General features: G+C 67.4%; 17 protein-coding genes. 11 read left to right on the top strand and 6 right to left on the bottom strand.

The features are described 5' to 3' along the window. Positions 1–8 precede the first annotated feature (8 nt). From ACOQOP_RS14060 to ACOQOP_RS14045, 4 genes are all read left to right on the top strand, one after another. Positions 9–893, top strand: coding sequence for a DMT family transporter (locus tag ACOQOP_RS14060; RefSeq protein ID WP_420562430.1), 885 nt, complete (start codon positions 9–11; stop codon positions 891–893). Positions 894–1,027: 134 nt separating this feature from the next. Next, entirely contained in the window at positions 1,028–1,900 is an 873-nt protein-coding gene (locus ACOQOP_RS14055) for an MBL fold metallo-hydrolase (protein ID WP_420566533.1), read from the top strand. 106 nt (positions 1,901–2,006) lie between these two features. Beyond that, positions 2,007–2,567 carry a GGDEF domain-containing protein gene (locus ACOQOP_RS14050; RefSeq protein WP_420562429.1) on the top strand — a complete coding sequence of 187 codons (561 nt, stop codon included), beginning with the start codon at positions 2,007–2,009 and terminating at the stop codon, positions 2,565–2,567. Between the two features lie 110 nt (positions 2,568–2,677). Then, the gene (locus tag ACOQOP_RS14045) at positions 2,678–3,379 is read left to right on the top strand and encodes a calcium-binding protein (protein WP_420562428.1); all 702 of its coding nucleotides are present in this window, start codon (positions 2,678–2,680) and stop codon (positions 3,377–3,379) included. On the opposite strand, the gene hemH is transcribed toward ACOQOP_RS14045, so the two are convergent. Continuing rightward, positions 3,376–4,434 (bottom strand): ferrochelatase, encoded by a 1,059-nt coding sequence (hemH, locus tag ACOQOP_RS14040; RefSeq protein WP_420562427.1) that lies wholly within the window; start codon positions 4,432–4,434, stop codon positions 3,376–3,378. The two genes, ACOQOP_RS14045 and hemH, sit on opposite strands and share 4 nt — an antisense overlap. Before the next feature lie 123 nt (positions 4,435–4,557). Continuing rightward, positions 4,558–5,583: a 2OG-Fe(II) oxygenase gene (locus ACOQOP_RS14035; RefSeq protein ID WP_420562426.1), complete on the bottom strand. Its 1,026-nt coding sequence runs from the start codon at positions 5,581–5,583 to the stop codon at positions 4,558–4,560. Between the two features lie 111 nt (positions 5,584–5,694). Here ACOQOP_RS14035 and ACOQOP_RS14030 point away from each other — a divergent pair, with 111 nt between their 5' ends. Further along, entirely contained in the window at positions 5,695–6,237 is a 543-nt protein-coding gene (locus ACOQOP_RS14030) for a gamma-glutamylcyclotransferase family protein (protein WP_420562425.1), read from the top strand. 32 nt (positions 6,238–6,269) lie between these two features. Then, the gene (locus tag ACOQOP_RS14025; RefSeq protein ID WP_420562424.1) at positions 6,270–6,794 is read left to right on the top strand and encodes an ureidoglycolate lyase; all 525 of its coding nucleotides are present in this window, start codon (positions 6,270–6,272) and stop codon (positions 6,792–6,794) included. On the opposite strand, the gene ACOQOP_RS14020 is transcribed toward ACOQOP_RS14025, so the two are convergent. Continuing rightward, positions 6,791–6,955 carry a hypothetical protein gene (locus tag ACOQOP_RS14020; RefSeq protein WP_420562423.1) on the bottom strand — a complete coding sequence of 55 codons (165 nt, stop codon included), beginning with the start codon at positions 6,953–6,955 and terminating at the stop codon, positions 6,791–6,793. The two genes, ACOQOP_RS14025 and ACOQOP_RS14020, sit on opposite strands and share 4 nt — an antisense overlap. A gap of 81 nt (positions 6,956–7,036) precedes the next feature. On the opposite strand from ACOQOP_RS14020, the gene ACOQOP_RS14015 reads away from it, so the two are divergent. Both ACOQOP_RS14015 and ACOQOP_RS14010 read left to right on the top strand, forming a co-directional pair. Next, positions 7,037–7,582: a DUF2975 domain-containing protein gene (locus ACOQOP_RS14015; protein ID WP_420562422.1), complete on the top strand. Its 546-nt coding sequence runs from the start codon at positions 7,037–7,039 to the stop codon at positions 7,580–7,582. A 20-nt stretch (positions 7,583–7,602) separates the two neighbouring features. Then, entirely contained in the window at positions 7,603–7,806 is a 204-nt protein-coding gene (locus ACOQOP_RS14010) for a helix-turn-helix domain-containing protein (protein ID WP_420562421.1), read from the top strand. Position 7,807: 1 nt separating this feature from the next. Here ACOQOP_RS14010 and ACOQOP_RS14005 read toward each other — a convergent pair whose 3' ends face one another. Genes ACOQOP_RS14005 through ACOQOP_RS13995 form a run of 3 tightly spaced genes read right to left on the bottom strand, consistent with a single transcriptional unit; the run spans position 7,808 to position 9,867 of the window. Further along, positions 7,808–8,251, bottom strand: coding sequence for a YaiI/YqxD family protein (locus ACOQOP_RS14005; protein ID WP_420562420.1), 444 nt, complete (start codon positions 8,249–8,251; stop codon positions 7,808–7,810). Next, positions 8,248–8,619, bottom strand: a complete 372-nt coding sequence (locus ACOQOP_RS14000; protein WP_420562419.1) for a hypothetical protein — start codon at positions 8,617–8,619, stop codon at positions 8,248–8,250. The genes ACOQOP_RS14005 and ACOQOP_RS14000 overlap by 4 nt, the downstream gene beginning before the upstream one ends. A 33-nt stretch (positions 8,620–8,652) precedes the next feature. Next, entirely contained in the window at positions 8,653–9,867 is a 1,215-nt protein-coding gene (locus ACOQOP_RS13995) for a sensor histidine kinase (RefSeq protein WP_420562418.1), read from the bottom strand. Positions 9,868–10,143: 276 nt separating this feature from the next. Here ACOQOP_RS13995 and ACOQOP_RS13990 point away from each other — a divergent pair, with 276 nt between their 5' ends. The 3 genes from ACOQOP_RS13990 (at position 10,144) to ACOQOP_RS13980 (ending at position 13,970) form a co-directional block, all read left to right on the top strand. After that, positions 10,144–12,318, top strand: a complete 2,175-nt coding sequence (locus ACOQOP_RS13990) for a malate synthase G (protein WP_420562417.1) — start codon at positions 10,144–10,146, stop codon at positions 12,316–12,318. Between the two features lie 160 nt (positions 12,319–12,478). Beyond that, on the top strand, positions 12,479–13,450 hold the full coding sequence (locus tag ACOQOP_RS13985) for an SPFH domain-containing protein (RefSeq protein WP_420562416.1): 972 nt from the start codon (positions 12,479–12,481) through the stop codon (positions 13,448–13,450). Between the two features lie 10 nt (positions 13,451–13,460). Continuing rightward, entirely contained in the window at positions 13,461–13,970 is a 510-nt protein-coding gene (locus ACOQOP_RS13980; protein WP_420562415.1) for an NfeD family protein, read from the top strand. Positions 13,971–13,998 lie beyond the last annotated feature (28 nt).

Here is a 13,998-nt window from a genome sequence, read left to right as displayed (position 1 = left end):
CACCCGCCATGACCACCCGCCCGACCCTTCCCGTCCTCGACTTCGCCCTGCTGGGCTGCCTGGCCCTGCTCTGGGGCGGATCCTATCCGCTGCTCAAGGTCGCGGTGGCCGAGATCCCGCCGGTCACGCTGATCGCTGTGCGGGTAAGCGTGGCGGCGGTCCTGCTACTCGCCATCGCCCTGGTCCAGGGCGAGCGGATGCCCGCCGGCCGGCAGGTCTGGGCCCGGCTGTTCCTGCAGGCGTTCCTGAACAGCTACGGCGCCTGGACCCTGCTGGCCTGGGGACAGCGGCAGATCGAGAGCGCGCTGGGAGCGGTGCTGAACTCGACCTCGCCGCTTTTCGTCTTCCTGTTCACCCTTCTGGTCACGCGGCACGAGGCGACGGGCGGGTTGCGCCTGTTCGGCGCCTGCCTGGGCCTGGGCGGGGTGGTGCTGATCGTCGGGACAGACGCCCTGAACGGGCTGGGCGGTCAGGTGATCGCCCAGCTCGCCGTCCTGGTGAGCGCGGCCCTCTATGCCGGTGCTGCCTTGCACGGCCGCCGCTTCTCCGATCTGCCGCCGGTGGTGACGGCGGCCGGAACCATGCTCTGCGCCTCGGCCGTGCTGGTGCCGGCGAGCGTGCTGCTCGACCGACCCTGGGACCTGGCGCCGTCGGGTAAGGCGGTCGCGGCGTCGCTGGTCCTCGGCGTGGCCTGCACGGGGATCGCCCTGCTGCTGTATTTCCGGCTGGTGCGCACCCTCGGTTCCCTCGGCGTGGCGAGCCAGAGCTACCTGCGGGCCGGCGTGGGTGTCCTCCTGGGTGTGCTGGTGCTGGGGGAGACCCTGACCCCCACCGTCATCGCCGGGGTCGTCGCCGCGATCGCCGGCGTGGTGGCGATCAACTGGCGACGCTAGGTCGTACGGCCGCACCAATGGTCGATTCCCGCCGGTCGGACCCCCATGTAGAATGAGGCGCGGCTCAACGCGCCAGATAAGGTCCATCTGCAAGGCCAGTCGGGAGGAGTGCGATGCCCAGCTATCCGGTCGATATGTCGGTTCACCCCGAGGTCACCAGTTTCTTCGACCCCGATACCAACACCATCAGCCATGTGGCGGTCGATCCCTCAACGCGGGCCTGCGTGATCTACGATTCCGTGCTCGACATCGACTACGCCGCCGGCCGGTTGTCCCACTCCCATGCGGATGAACTGATCGCCTTCATCCGCGAGCAGAAGCTGACCGTCGAGTGGCTGATCGAGACCCATGTCCATGCCGACCACCTGTCGGCGGCGCCCTATCTTCAGGAGAAGCTGGGCGGGAAGATCGGCATCGGCGCCAAGATCGTCGAGGTCCAGGAGACCTTCGGCAAGGTGTTCAACGAGGGCACCGCCTTCCAGCGCGATGGCAGCCAGTTCGACCGCCTGTTCGAGGACGGCGACACCTATACGGTCGGATCGATGACCGGCTTCGCGATCCACACGCCCGGCCATACCCCCGCCTGCATGACCCATGTGCTGGGCGACGCCGCCTTCGTCGGCGACACCCTGTTCATGCCCGATGGCGGCACCGCCCGGGCCGATTTCCCGGGCGGCGACGCGGGCGTGCTGTACGACTCGATCCAGAAGGTCCTGTCCCTGCCGGACGAGATGCGGCTGTTCATGTGCCACGACTACGGTCCCAACGGCCGCGACATCCGCTGGGAGACCACGGTGAGCGAGGAGAAGGCCCGCAACATCCATGTGGGCAGCGAGGCGCAGGGCCATGACAAGGCCGGCTTCGTGAAGCTGCGCACCGAGCGGGACCGCACCCTGTCCATGCCGCGGCTGATCATCCCCTCCATCCAGGTGAACATGCGCGGCGGCCACATGCCGACCGGCGAGGACGGCAAGCCGGTCCTGAAGGTCCCGATCGATACGTTGTGACCCGGGTGCAGAAATTTATTGCATCGGTTGTAAACGGATTGTTTACCTGTTGGCGCGATACTGTTAGCAGACCTACGACCTTTATCCGCCGACCATGGATACTGAAATGAACAGCCAGGTGATGCCGGCCTACGAGGCGGAAAGCCCCGTTGGCATACTGGATGGCATCGAGGACCCGGTCTCCGGCCTCATCGGACGCATCGGTTTCGAAGAGCGTGCCCGCGGACGGCTGGGCATGCACCTGCATGCCGCTTCGGCCCTGACCCTGATCGAGATCGACCATCTCGACGCCGCCCGCGCGCTCTACGGCGGGAACTGCGCCGACATGATGATCCGCGGCGTGGCGCAGCTTCTGCTGAACGAGGTCCGCGGCCACGACGTGGTCGGACGGATCGACGACTGTTCCTTCGCCATCCTGCATACCGATATCGACCTCGGCGCCGTGCGCGCCGTCGGCCAGCGCCTGCGCCTCGCCGTCCAGTCGATGCGGTTCTTCGCCGAGGACGGCAGCTCGATCCCGGTCACGGTCAGCATCGGCATCGACGGAATTCTGCGTGGCGGCCGGCAGGCGCCCGACCTGCAGGCCGTGCTGGCCCGCGCCGCCGACCGTCTGGCCGAAGCGCGCAAGGCGGGCCGCAACCGGGTGGTCGCCCCCGACATCTGCTAGAGCAGATCACGATCAGGACGGCCGACGGATCTGACGCCGACGGATCTCACGCCGACGGATCTGACCGCGCCGCGCGTTAGCGACAGGGACACCATCCTGCCGGAGGTCCCATGGCCGATCCAACCATCACCGTGACCGTCACCACCGACGAGCTGACGGGCTCGCTCGGCGCTGACACGCTGTACGGGTCATCCGAGGACGAGATCCTCTACGGCTTCGACGGGCGCGACATCCTCGACGCGCTTGGCGGCGACGACGTGGTCTACGGCAATGCCGGGCGTGACAGCCTCAGCGGCGGCGCCGGCGAGGACACCCTGTTCGGCGGCCAGGACGACGACGCGGTCTGGGGCGGCGACGATGACGACGTGATCCATGGCGGCCGCAACGGCGAGGCCGGCGCGGCGATCGTCGACGGCGAGCTGGTCTATCTGACGGGACAGGACAGCCTCGACGGCGGCGCCGGCGACGACATCGTCTATGGCAACCAGGGCGATGACATCCTGCGCGGCGGCACCGGCGACGACACCCTGTATGGCGGACAGGACGGCGACAGCCTGTCCGGCGGGGAAGGGGACGACCTGCTGGTCGGCGGGGCGGGCGCCGACGTCTTCGTCTACGGTGCCGCGGATGCGGATCGCGACACCATCGCCGACTTCACCGTGGGCGAGGACCAGCTCCTGATCCAGAACGGGGTGGAGGTCGGCACGCGGCTCGATTTCGGGGACTATGCGGTCATCCGGCTGTCCAATGGCACGCGGATCGAACTAATCGGCGTCGACGACCCGGACGCGGTCGCGGTTGCCTACTTCTAGCCCTTAGCCCACCAGCCTCCCAGCTCGCGGGTCACCAGCGCCTCCAGCATGTCGATGGCGGCGTCGCTGTCGTTGAGACAGGGGATGGCGGAGAAATGGGTGCCGCCCGCCTCCTCGAAGGTCTCGCGCCCCTGCAGGGCGATCTCCTCCAGCGTCTCCACGCAGTCGGCGACGAAGCCGGGCATGACCACGGCAAGCCGCTTCACCCCTTCCTTCTCGGCCAGGGCGGCGATGGTCTCGTCCGTATAGGGCTGCAGCCACTCCTCGCGGCCGAACCGGGACTGGAAGGTCAACCGGAACGCGCTCTCGCTCAGGCCCAGGCGCTCGCGCACCAGCCGCGCGGTCTTGGCGCAGTGGCAGTGATACGGGTCGCCTGCCAGGAGGTAGCGTTTCGGAAGACCGTGGAACGAGGCGAGGATCACCTCCGGCTCCCAGTCCAGGGTCGCCAGATGCTGCTCGATGCCGCGGGCCACGGCCTCGATATAGGCCGGGTCGTCATGGAAGGCGGGCTGGGTCCGCATCGCCGGCTGCCAGCGTAGTTTCAGCAGCTCGCGCGCCACCTCGTCGATCACCGTGCCGGTGGTGGAGGCGGAATACTGCGGATAGAGCGGCACGATCAGGATCCGGTCGCAGCCCTGCTCCTGGAGGGCGCGCATCCGCTCGCCCACCGACGGGTTGCCGTAGCGCATCGCCCAGTCGACCGCCAGCGTTTCGCCGGTCGGGTCCATGCGCTGGGCCAGCCGCGCCGCCTCCTCGCGGGTGTAGTGGCGCAGCGGCGACTCGTTGCTCTCGGTCATCCAGATCGCGCGATAAGCCTCCGCCGTCTTCGGCGGGCGGGTGCGCAGGATGATGCCGTGCAGGATCGCCTTCCACAGGATCGGGTTGAGCTCGATCACCCGGCGGTCCGACAGGAACTGGGCGAGATAGCGCCGGACGTCGGGGATGTCGGTGGAATCCGGCGTGCCGAGATTGACCAGCAGGACGCCGACCCGGCCCAGCCTCACGGCGGGATGATCGGGGACACCGGCGACGGGGGAGGTGATGCGCGGGCTCATTCTTCTTGTTCCCGAGTGCGACTTCGGTTGCGGCCCGGCCTGCGAGCGTTCCTGCGAAATGGCATGGATCGGGCTCGGGGCAAGGTCTCGACGGCTATCGATCCCATCGGCCGAGCCGATCGGTCACGGCGCGGCCAGGAAGATCAGCAGGACGTAGCGCGTCCCGCTCTCCACCGCCACTGCCTCGTGCATCAGCGAGCAGGAGAAGGCAAGCCCGCCCCCGGGCGGGGCGCGCCAGCGGTCGTCGCTGTATTCCGGGAAGATCAGCCCGCCGCCGGAATAGTCGTCGTTCAGTTCGATGCTGACGGCGATCCGGCGCGCGGCGGTCTGGGGCAGGGTATTGTCCCGGTGGGCGGTGAAGAAGTCGCCGCGCTCGGCGGTGTAGCTGGCGACATAGAACGCCTCGGTGCGCAGATGGGTGACCCACCAGGCCTTGTACAGTTCCGGCATCAGCCGCTTGCTGATCGCCTTGGTCACCGCGGCGTAGAGCGGTTCCTTGCGGTCGAGGGTCAGGTCGCGGCGCCGCTTGAAGTTTGGGGCGACGCGGGAGGCGTCCTTGCCGTCGATGGTCAGGCTGACCGTGCCCTCCTCGTTATGGACATGGAAGGCGTCCAGCAGGTCGTCGCGCAGGGCCGTGTCGATGATGTTCGGCAGCACCAGCACCGGTGCGGTGGCCCGCCGCATCGCCGGCGCCGGGCGCTTGAGCGGCTCCAGCGCCACCTCCAGGCGGACCTTCAGATAATCGTCGACGAAGAAGGCGGCGACGCCGCGCTGGTCCTGGTCGGTGACCAGCACGGCGGTCAGATCGTCCCGGTTGGTGAACAGCGCCCGCCGCAGCGCGCCGCCCGCGTCCGGCAGGACGGCCTTCGGCGCGGCGACATCGGCCGGGATCTCCACATCGCCCAGGACGATGACATTGGTCTCCCGGATCACCGCCTGGACGATCTCGATCACCTCCCGCACCATCTCTGCGGTCGGGTTGGCGAGGATCACCACGGGTCCGCGGGTGATGTCGCGATAGAACTCGAACCGGCCGCCCTCTCGGGTTCGGTCGGAGAAGTTCGGCAGGCGCTGTCCCCAGAAGAGCGGCGGATTGGGCCGCGTCTTCTTGCGGTCGGCCTGCGCAGGTTCCTGTTCGGTCGTGCTCATGCCCCCAACCTGCCGTCTCTTGTCATTGCCGTCTACAGAACGATCGTCTATCGGTGCGCCGAAAGCTGGGGCAGCGTGCCCGGATCGGGTGCCGACGGAACGGGACGGGCGATGTCGACGCGGTATTTCTTTTTCGGAACCCTGATGGACCGGGACGTGCTCGAACTGGTGCTGGCGCGGCCGGTCGCCGACGACCTGTTCGAGCCGGCGGTCCTGGACGGCTACCGACGGGTGCGGGTTTGGAAGGACAGCTTCCCGATGCTGGTCGACGATCCGAACAGCGCGGTGGAGGGCATCGTCTACACCACCCGCAACGCCGACGAGGACGCCCGAATCCTGTTCTTCGAGGATTTCGACTACGGCCTGCTGCCGTGCCGTCCCCGGACCGCGTCGGGCATGGTGGACGCCATGTTCTGCGGCATCGACACCAGCGTGGAGCCGTCGGATGAGGTCTGGACCCTGGACGCCTGGGCGCAGCGGCACAAGCCGGGCTTCCTGAAGCTGTCGCAGATCTACATGGACTGCTTCGGCCGGATGACGACCGAGGAGGCGGAACCGATCTGGGAGCGGGGGCGCCGGGAACTGGTGGCCCAGGGCCTCATTCAGCTCCCGCCGGAGCGGAATCCCGATGACCAGGGCACCGGCGCCGGATAGGCTCCCGGCGTTCGCATCCGCCGAGGCTTCCGATGACCGTTCTCACCCCCATTCCGCTGACCGCCGACGCCTTCGCCCCGTACGGCCATGTCCTCACCCGTCCGTCCGGCCCGGGCCGGGTGGACTACTCCGCCTACAGCCAGAACCTGCGCGGCGCGGCGGCCGAGCTGTGCTTCCGCACCAGCATGACCATGCCGAGCCCGCTGCCCCTGGTGACCCGGACGATGGAGCGGCACGAGTTCTCCAGCCAGTCGTTCCTGCCGGTCGACGTGGCGCGCTATCTGGTGCTGGTTGCGGATTCCGGCGCCGACGGACGCCCGGACCCGGAGAGCCTGACCCTGTTCCTGGCCAAGGGTGACCAGGGCATCAGCTACAACGCCAATGTCTGGCACCACCCGATGACGGTGCTGGACCGGCCCGCGATCTTCGCGACGGTGATGTTCCTGGACGGCGGCGACAAGGACGAGGAATTCGTCGACCTGCCCCATGACGTCACCATGACGCTCGGCCGCGGCCGCATGCCCCGGGTCATGCTCAAGCCGGAACCGCTCTACTAGCGCGGTCGGTCCCCGTCCCGGTCGGCCGAGCAGTTCCGGGCGGCCTCGCAGGCCGCCTCGGCGACGTTTCCGAGCCATCGCACCGGGTCGATGCCCGCATCCCTCCAACTGCATCCCCAGAGCAGGGAAGAGGTCAGCAGCAGCACGCTCGCGATCCGCATGGTCGATCCAAAAAATCATCGTTAGACATTAATTTTTTATCCTAATAGGATGATCTTGTCGAGGGTGTCCGGAGCGGTGTCATGAACGAGATCGGATCTGTCGAGCGTCGCCGGGCGCGGCTGCGGCGGCTCGCCGGTGCCATGCGCTGGGTCAGTCTCGGGCTGGCCGCCCTGGGGCCGCTGGCGCTGATCGGGGTCTGGGCCCGGTTCGAGGTCTTTGCCCCGTCGGTCATGCCGGGACTTGGAGCGGACAGCTTCTCTACCCTCGACCGGATCGGCGGCTACGCCCTCTCGATGCTGCCGGCGGCGATCGGGATCTGGGGCTTTGTCAACCTGGCGCGGCTGTTCGGCCGGTTCGCGGCCGGCGATCTGTTCGATGCGGAGAATGCGGTGCGGCTGCGGCGCTTCGCGATCTCCCTGCTGGCCGTGGTGCCGGCGAAGGTGGTCGCCCATGCGCTGCTGTCGGTCTGGCTGACCCGGGCCCTGCCGCCGGGCAGCCGTCAGCTCCAGATCTCGGTCTCCAGCGACGATATCGTGCTGTGTGCCGTAGGTCTGCTTATGGTGGCGCTCGCCACCGTGCTGCGGGAAGCGGCGGAGATCGCCGACGAGAACCGCCAGTTCGTCTAACGGAAAGCCGCCCGCCCACCGTGCCGATCGTTGTCACCCTGGATGTCATGCTCGCCCGCCGGAAGATGCGCGGCAAGGAACTGGCAGAGCGCATCGGCATGACCGAGCAGAACCTGTCGCTGCTGCGCTCGGGCAAGGTGAAGGGGGTGCGGTTCGAGACCCTGGCGCGGATCTGCGCCGAACTCGACTGCCAGCCGGCCGATATCCTGACCTACGAGGACTAGCTCACCCCCGCAAGGCGCGGTCCAGTGCCTCCAGGAACCGCGAGCGGTCCTGCTTGGTGAAGGCGGGCCCGCCGCCCTTGGACTCGCCCATCGCCCGCAGGTCGCTCATCAGCTCGCGCATGCTCAGCGCCATGCCGATATTGGCGGTGGTGAAGGGCTTGCCCTTGTGGTCGATCACCCGCGCCCCGGCCTCCAGGCAGCGCGAGGCGAGCGGGATGTCGCCGGTGACCACCACGTCCTGGGCGGCGACCCGGTCGACGATCCAGTCGTCGGCGGCGTCCAGGTCCTGGCTGACGACGATGTTGTGCACCTTCGGCCGGTCGGTGACCCGGAAGCCGCGGTTGCTGACCAGGAAGACCTCGCAGCCGAGCCGGTCGGAGACGGTCAGCACCTCGTCGCGCACCGGACAGGCGTCGGCGTCCACAAAGATCCGGGCATCGGTCACGTCTTCTTCACCTCGGCGCGCTTGGCGGCATAGTAGGTCTGCAGGGCCTGGCGCTTGTAGCGTTCGGGGGAGAAGAACCGTGCGGCGATGCCGGGCCCGCCGACCCGTTTGATCACGACCGCCAGCTCCAGGTCCAGCGTCCCGGTGCGGTCGTGGTAGTCGCGCACCACGATCCGGGCAACGGCCTTCTGTCCGGCGATCAGCCCGCCCGAATAGGGGCCGGCCAGGAATCCCTCCTCCGACCAGTTGATCAGCGGCACGTCGCGCCCCTCGAGCCGCACATAGCTGTCGCCGCGGGTGCGCAGCCTGACCTGGCGCCGCCGCTCCACCACCGGGGTTTTCGGGCGGGAGAGGAATGGAATTTTCATAAAATGCTGTTTAGCACACCCGGCGGCGGAAGTTCACGCCGCAGGTTGGGCGTAGGGTGCCATTTCCGGCAGCGTCAGTTCCACGGTCGTGCCCTGTCCCAGCTTGCTGCGCAGGGTGATGTTGCCGCCCAGCGCATCGACGAGCTGCTTCACCAGGGTGAGGCCGAGCCCGGTGCCGCCGACGCTCGGCAGGTCGTGCTCGTGACAGCGGAAGAACGGTTCGAACACCTCGGCGATCTTGTCCTCGGGGATGCCGACCCCCTGGTCGCAGACCGCGATTGACAGACCGTCGGCCACCGGCCGGGCGACCACGGTTACCGTGCCGCCGCGGCGCGAGTACTTGATGGCGTTCGACATCAGGTTGGTGATCACCATCCGCAGCGCCCGCTCGTCGGTGCACAGGCTGATGGACGGATGGAGCTGCGGCCGCAGGCTGACTCCCTGGCTCTGGGCCGTGGTGGACAGCATCTGGCAGATATCGGCGATGGTGCAGTCCACCGCGACCGGCTCCGGCGTGAAGCTCGGCCCGTGCTCGATCAGGCGTTCCAGGTCGAGGATGTCGTTGATCTGCTGCAGGAGCTGGTCGGACGCCGTGCGCACACTGGTCAGGTAGTCCTGCTGGGTATCGTTCACCGGCCCGGCGATCTGCAGGGTCAGCAGCTCGGTGAAGCCGATCACCGCGTTCAGCGGCGTGCGCAGCTCATGGCTGACACGGGCAAGGAACTGGGTCTTCACCCGCTCGGCCTCCCGCGCGTCGGAGGCGGCCACCTCCAGGCGCTCATTGGCGATGCGGAGCTGGCGGGTGCGGGCTTCCACACGAGCCTCCAGCTCGGCATTCGCCCGGGCCAGCTTGTCGTTCGCCTCGCGCAGGGCCTGCTGCGTCGGGACCGCGAGGATCGTGCTCAGCATCTGCCAGACGAGCACCGCCGTGGCCATCGAGACCACGGCCGTCATCACCTTGGCGACCGCCTCCATGCTGTAGACCGGGTACCAGAGGGTCACTAGGCCGAACAGGTGGGTGACCGCGCACAGGATGATGAAGGCGGCGAAGAAATAGAGGATGCCGTTCGGATTCAGGTCGGGCCGCCGCCGCGCGATGATCGCCAGCGCGGCCGGGATCGACAGATAGGCGACGGCGATCGCGATGTCTGACAGTAGGTGGCTCCAGATCAGCACCGGATCCCACAGCAGGCAGTAGCCGTGCGGGGTCATGTCGTCGAAGATGCTGAGCGTCTGCAGGTTCATCATAGGATGGGGCACCTGTTCCGGAAGGGGTTTCTCCCCTGCTATTCCGGCGAAGATAGGCGGAAATTTTTAACCGTGGGTTAAGCTCAACATTTTAGGTTTTTTGAATGCGAATCTGTCCGTTGGCGCCGCCATTCGTAGAGATTCGGCGCCGTGCCTGTTTCCGGCGGGCTCACCGAGCGCGGTCTGGCGAAAATAGGTTTGCCTTGATCCGGGGCAGACCGTCTTGTTTATAGCGTTGGATACTTAGACCAATTCAAAAACTCAGGGAGTAAGCGAATGACGGAGCGGGTTGAGGTCGGCGGATTGCAGGTGGCGAAGGAGCTTTACGACTTCGCCGTCAACGAGGCTCTGCCGGGGACCGGCGTGGAAGCCGCCGCCTTTTGGGATGGGCTCGGCGCCATCGTCCACGATCTCGCTCCGCGCAACGCCGCCCTTCTGGCCAAACGCGAGAAGATCCAGGAAGAGATCGACGCCTGGCACAAGACGAACCCGGGGCCGATCGGCGACCTGGCGGCCTACAAGGCGTTCCTAAAGGAGATCGGCTACCTCGTCGAGGAAGGCCCGGACTTCAAGGTCGACACCGCCAACGTGGATCCGGAGATCGCCTCCATCGCCGGCCCGCAGCTCGTCGTGCCGGTGATGAACGCGCGCTACGCCCTGAACGCCGCCAATGCGCGCTGGGGCAGCCTGTACGACGCGCTGTATGGCACCGACGCGATCCCCGAGGACGGTGGGGCTGAGAAGACGGGCGGCTACAACCCGGCGCGCGGCGAGAAGGTTATCGGCTGGGCGCGGAAATTCCTGGACGGGTCCGCCCCGCTCGCCTCCGGCAGCCACGCAGATGCCACCGGCTACACGGTCGAGGGCGGCAAGCTGGTGGTCTCCACCGCCTCCGGCTCGACCGGGCTGAAGGATCCGGCCCAGTTCGTCGGCTATTCCGGCGACGCGCCGGCACCAACCGGCATCCTGCTGGTGCGCAACGGCATGCATGCCGAGATCGTCATCGACGCCTCCCACCCGATCGGCAAGACGGACAAGGCCCATGTGGCCGACGTGATCCTGGAATCCGCCGTCAGCACCATCATGGACTGCGAGGATTCCGTTGCCGCCGTGGACGGTCCGGACAAGGTGCTCGCCTACCGCAACTGGCTCGGCCTGATGAAGGGCGATCTGGTGGAGCGCTTCGAGAAGGGCGGCAAGACGGTCGAGCGCAAGCTCAACCCGGACCGGGTCTACACCGCCCCGGACGGCTCGACCCTGACCCTGCACGGCCGCTCGCTGATGCTGGTGCGCAATGTCGGCCACCTGATGACCAATCCGGCGGTGCTGGACCGCGACGGCAACGAGGTGCCGGAAGGCATCCTCGACGCCATGTTCACCAGCGCCATCGCCCTGCATGACCTGAAGGGCAGCCAGAACCTGCACAACACCCGCGCCGGCTCGGTCTATATCGTGAAGCCGAAGATGCACGGCCCCGAGGAGGTCGCCTTCTCGAACGAGCTGTTCGGCCGGGTCGAGCAGGTGCTCGGCATGACGCCGAACACCCTGAAGATGGGCATCATGGACGAGGAGCGGCGGACCACCGTCAACCTCAAGGAATGCATCCGCGCCGCCAAGAGCCGGGTCGCCTTCATCAATACCGGCTTCCTCGACCGCACCGGCGACGAGATGCACACCTCCATGGAAGCCGGCCCGATGATCCGCAAGGGCGACATGAAGGCCGCTCCGTGGATCGCCGCCTACGAGAACTGGAACGTCGATATCGGGCTGGAATGCGGCCTGACCGGCAAGGCGCAGATCGGCAAGGGCATGTGGGCCATGCCGGATCTGATGGCAGCGATGCTGGAGCAGAAGATCGGCCATCCGAAGGCCGGTGCCAACACTGCGTGGGTCCCGTCGCCGACGGCGGCGACCCTGCACGCGACCCACTACCACACGGTCAATGTGAAGGCGCGCCAGGACGAGCTGCGCTCGCGCGGCCGGGCCAAGCTGGATGACATCCTGACGGTGCCGGTGGCGGCCCGTCCGAACTGGTCGCCCCAGGACATCCAGGCCGAGCTGGACAACAACGCCCAGGGCATTCTCGGCTACGTGGTCCGCTGGGTCGATCAGGGGGTGGGCTGCTCCAAGGTCCCCGACATCAACAATGTCGGCCTGATGGAGGATCGCGCCACCCTGCGGATCTCCAGCCAGCACATCGCCAACTGGCTGCACCACGGCGTGTGCGGCGAGGAGCAGGTGATGGAGACCATGAAGCGCATGGCCAAGGTGGTCGACGGCCAGAACGCCGGCGATCCGGCCTACCGCCCCATGGCCGCCGATTTCGAGGGCAGCGTGGCCTTCCAGGCGGCCTGCGACCTGGTGTTCAAGGGCCGCGAGCAGCCGAGCGGCTATACTGAGCCCGTGCTGCACCGCCGCCGGATCGAGGCGAAGGCCAAGTTCGGGGGCTGATCCCGCTAAGCTCCTCTGATCGGGGGCCGATTTAGATTGTAGCGACCTCGCGCGAGGCCCATCTATGCAAGGTGGGCCTCGTTTTCATTGGCGGCCATCACAGGCGCCGATGGATACTGACCCCGGCGTTTGCGTAACGGCCTGAGGGAGCGAGGTTTCCATGGATCCCGTGATGGATTTCATCTCCGGCGGACAGATCGCGCTGATCGTTCTGGCGATCGTGCTCATCTTCCTTGTCGTGAAGGGCGTGCGGATCGTCCCGCAGGGCGAGCAGTGGACGGTGGAGCGGTTCGGGCGCTACGTGACCACGCTGGATCCGGGGCTGGGGGTGATCAACCCGCTGTTCAGCCGGATCGGCAAGAAGGTCAACATGATGGAGAACGTCCTCGACATCCCCGAGCAGGACGTGATCACCCAGGACAACGCCTCGTGCCGGGTCGATGCCATCGTGTTCTACCAGGTGATCGACGCCCGCCGCGCCGCCTATGAGGTGCGCGATCTGGAGGGCGCGGTGATCAACCTGGCGCTCACCAACATCCGCTCGGTCCTCGGCAGCACCGACCTGGACGCGGCACTGTCCTCGCGCGACGAGATGAACAGCCGGATCCTGAAGGTGATGGACGAGGCGACCGATCCCTGGGGCACGAAGATCACCCGCGTGGAGATCAAGGACATCAGCCCGCCCAAGGACCTGCTCGACGCCATGGCGAGCCAGATGAAGGCCGAGCGCGAGAAGCGGGCGCAGATCCTGGAGGCCGAGGGCTACCGGGCGGCGGCGGTGCAGCGGGCCGAGGGCGACAAGCAGTCGGAGATCCTGAAGGCCGAGGGCGAGCTGGTGGCCGCCCAGCGCCAGGCCGAGGCGCGTGAGCGGCTGGCCCAGGCGGAGGCCGAGGCGACCCGGCTGGTGGCGGAGGCGATCGGCTCGACCGGCACCAACGCGGTGAACTACTTCGTCGCCCAGAAATATGTTGAGGCGCTGTCCGACTTCGCCAAGTCGCCGAACCAGAAGACGATCTTCATGCCGATGGAGGTGTCCTCCATCGTCGGGTCGATCGGCGGCATCAAGGAGCTGCTGAATGCCGTGCCGGGCGGCAGCGACCTGCCGCCGCCCCCGCCGCCACGCCGCAGCTGAGGAGGACACCATGGACCATCTGCTGGTGATACGGCCGGAGGCCTGGCACTGGGCGACCCTGGGCTTCGTGCTCATGGCCTTGGAGATCGTGCTGCCGGAGACGGTCTTCCTGTGGTTCGGGCTGGCCGGCGTGGCGACCGGCGCCACCCTGTTCGTCGTCGATATGCCGACTGCCTACCAGATCGGCCTGTTCGGGCTGTTCGCGCTGCTGTCCTACGTGCCGGTGCAGATCTACGTGCGTCGCTGGCAGCGCGGCGACCTGCTGGCCGCCCGGGGCCTGAACCAGCGCGGCCAGTCCCTGATCGGTCAGCGGGTGGGAGTGAGCGAGGCCGTCGTCAACGGATTCGGCGCCGCCCGCGTTGGGGATTCTCGCTGGCGCATCGCCTGCGACGAGGATCTCGAAGTCGGGGCGTCGGCGGAGGTCGTGGCGGTGGTCGGTACAACCTTGCAGGTGCGGCGGGCCCACGCCCCCTCGACGGAACCCGCGGGGCCGGCCCCCTCGACACCAATTTCTGGCTGAAAAAACAGCAAAAGCACCTTCGTCTGCC

Origin of the sequence: Thalassobaculum sp. (genome assembly GCF_965223715.1) — a bacterium.
Taxonomy (GTDB): Bacteria; Pseudomonadota; Alphaproteobacteria; order Thalassobaculales; family Thalassobaculaceae; genus Thalassobaculum.
Note: the sequence above shows the minus strand (reverse complement) of the source record. Positions and strands in the feature narration are given on the sequence as shown.

Coding starts and splice junctions, on each gene's coding strand:
- ACOQOP_RS13985 (WP_420562416.1), top strand. CDS start 12,479: ATGGATCCCGTGATGGATTTCATCTCCGGCGGACAGATCGCGCTGATC.
- ACOQOP_RS13990 (WP_420562417.1), top strand. CDS start 10,144: ATGACGGAGCGGGTTGAGGTCGGCGGATTGCAGGTGGCGAAGGAGCTT.
- ACOQOP_RS14015 (WP_420562422.1), top strand. CDS start 7,037: ATGAACGAGATCGGATCTGTCGAGCGTCGCCGGGCGCGGCTGCGGCGG.
- ACOQOP_RS13980 (WP_420562415.1), top strand. CDS start 13,461: ATGGACCATCTGCTGGTGATACGGCCGGAGGCCTGGCACTGGGCGACC.
- ACOQOP_RS14025 (WP_420562424.1), top strand. CDS start 6,270: ATGACCGTTCTCACCCCCATTCCGCTGACCGCCGACGCCTTCGCCCCG.
- ACOQOP_RS14060 (WP_420562430.1), top strand. CDS start 9: ATGACCACCCGCCCGACCCTTCCCGTCCTCGACTTCGCCCTGCTGGGC.
- ACOQOP_RS14035 (WP_420562426.1), bottom strand. CDS start 5,583: ATGAGCACGACCGAACAGGAACCTGCGCAGGCCGACCGCAAGAAGACG.
- ACOQOP_RS14000 (WP_420562419.1), bottom strand. CDS start 8,619: ATGAAAATTCCATTCCTCTCCCGCCCGAAAACCCCGGTGGTGGAGCGG.
- ACOQOP_RS14020 (WP_420562423.1), bottom strand. CDS start 6,955: ATGCGGATCGCGAGCGTGCTGCTGCTGACCTCTTCCCTGCTCTGGGGA.
- ACOQOP_RS14045 (WP_420562428.1), top strand. CDS start 2,678: ATGGCCGATCCAACCATCACCGTGACCGTCACCACCGACGAGCTGACG.
- ACOQOP_RS14030 (WP_420562425.1), top strand. CDS start 5,695: ATGTCGACGCGGTATTTCTTTTTCGGAACCCTGATGGACCGGGACGTG.
- ACOQOP_RS14055 (WP_420566533.1), top strand. CDS start 1,028: ATGTCGGTTCACCCCGAGGTCACCAGTTTCTTCGACCCCGATACCAAC.
- ACOQOP_RS13995 (WP_420562418.1), bottom strand. CDS start 9,867: ATGATGAACCTGCAGACGCTCAGCATCTTCGACGACATGACCCCGCAC.
- ACOQOP_RS14050 (WP_420562429.1), top strand. CDS start 2,007: ATGAACAGCCAGGTGATGCCGGCCTACGAGGCGGAAAGCCCCGTTGGC.
- hemH (WP_420562427.1), bottom strand. CDS start 4,434: ATGAGCCCGCGCATCACCTCCCCCGTCGCCGGTGTCCCCGATCATCCC.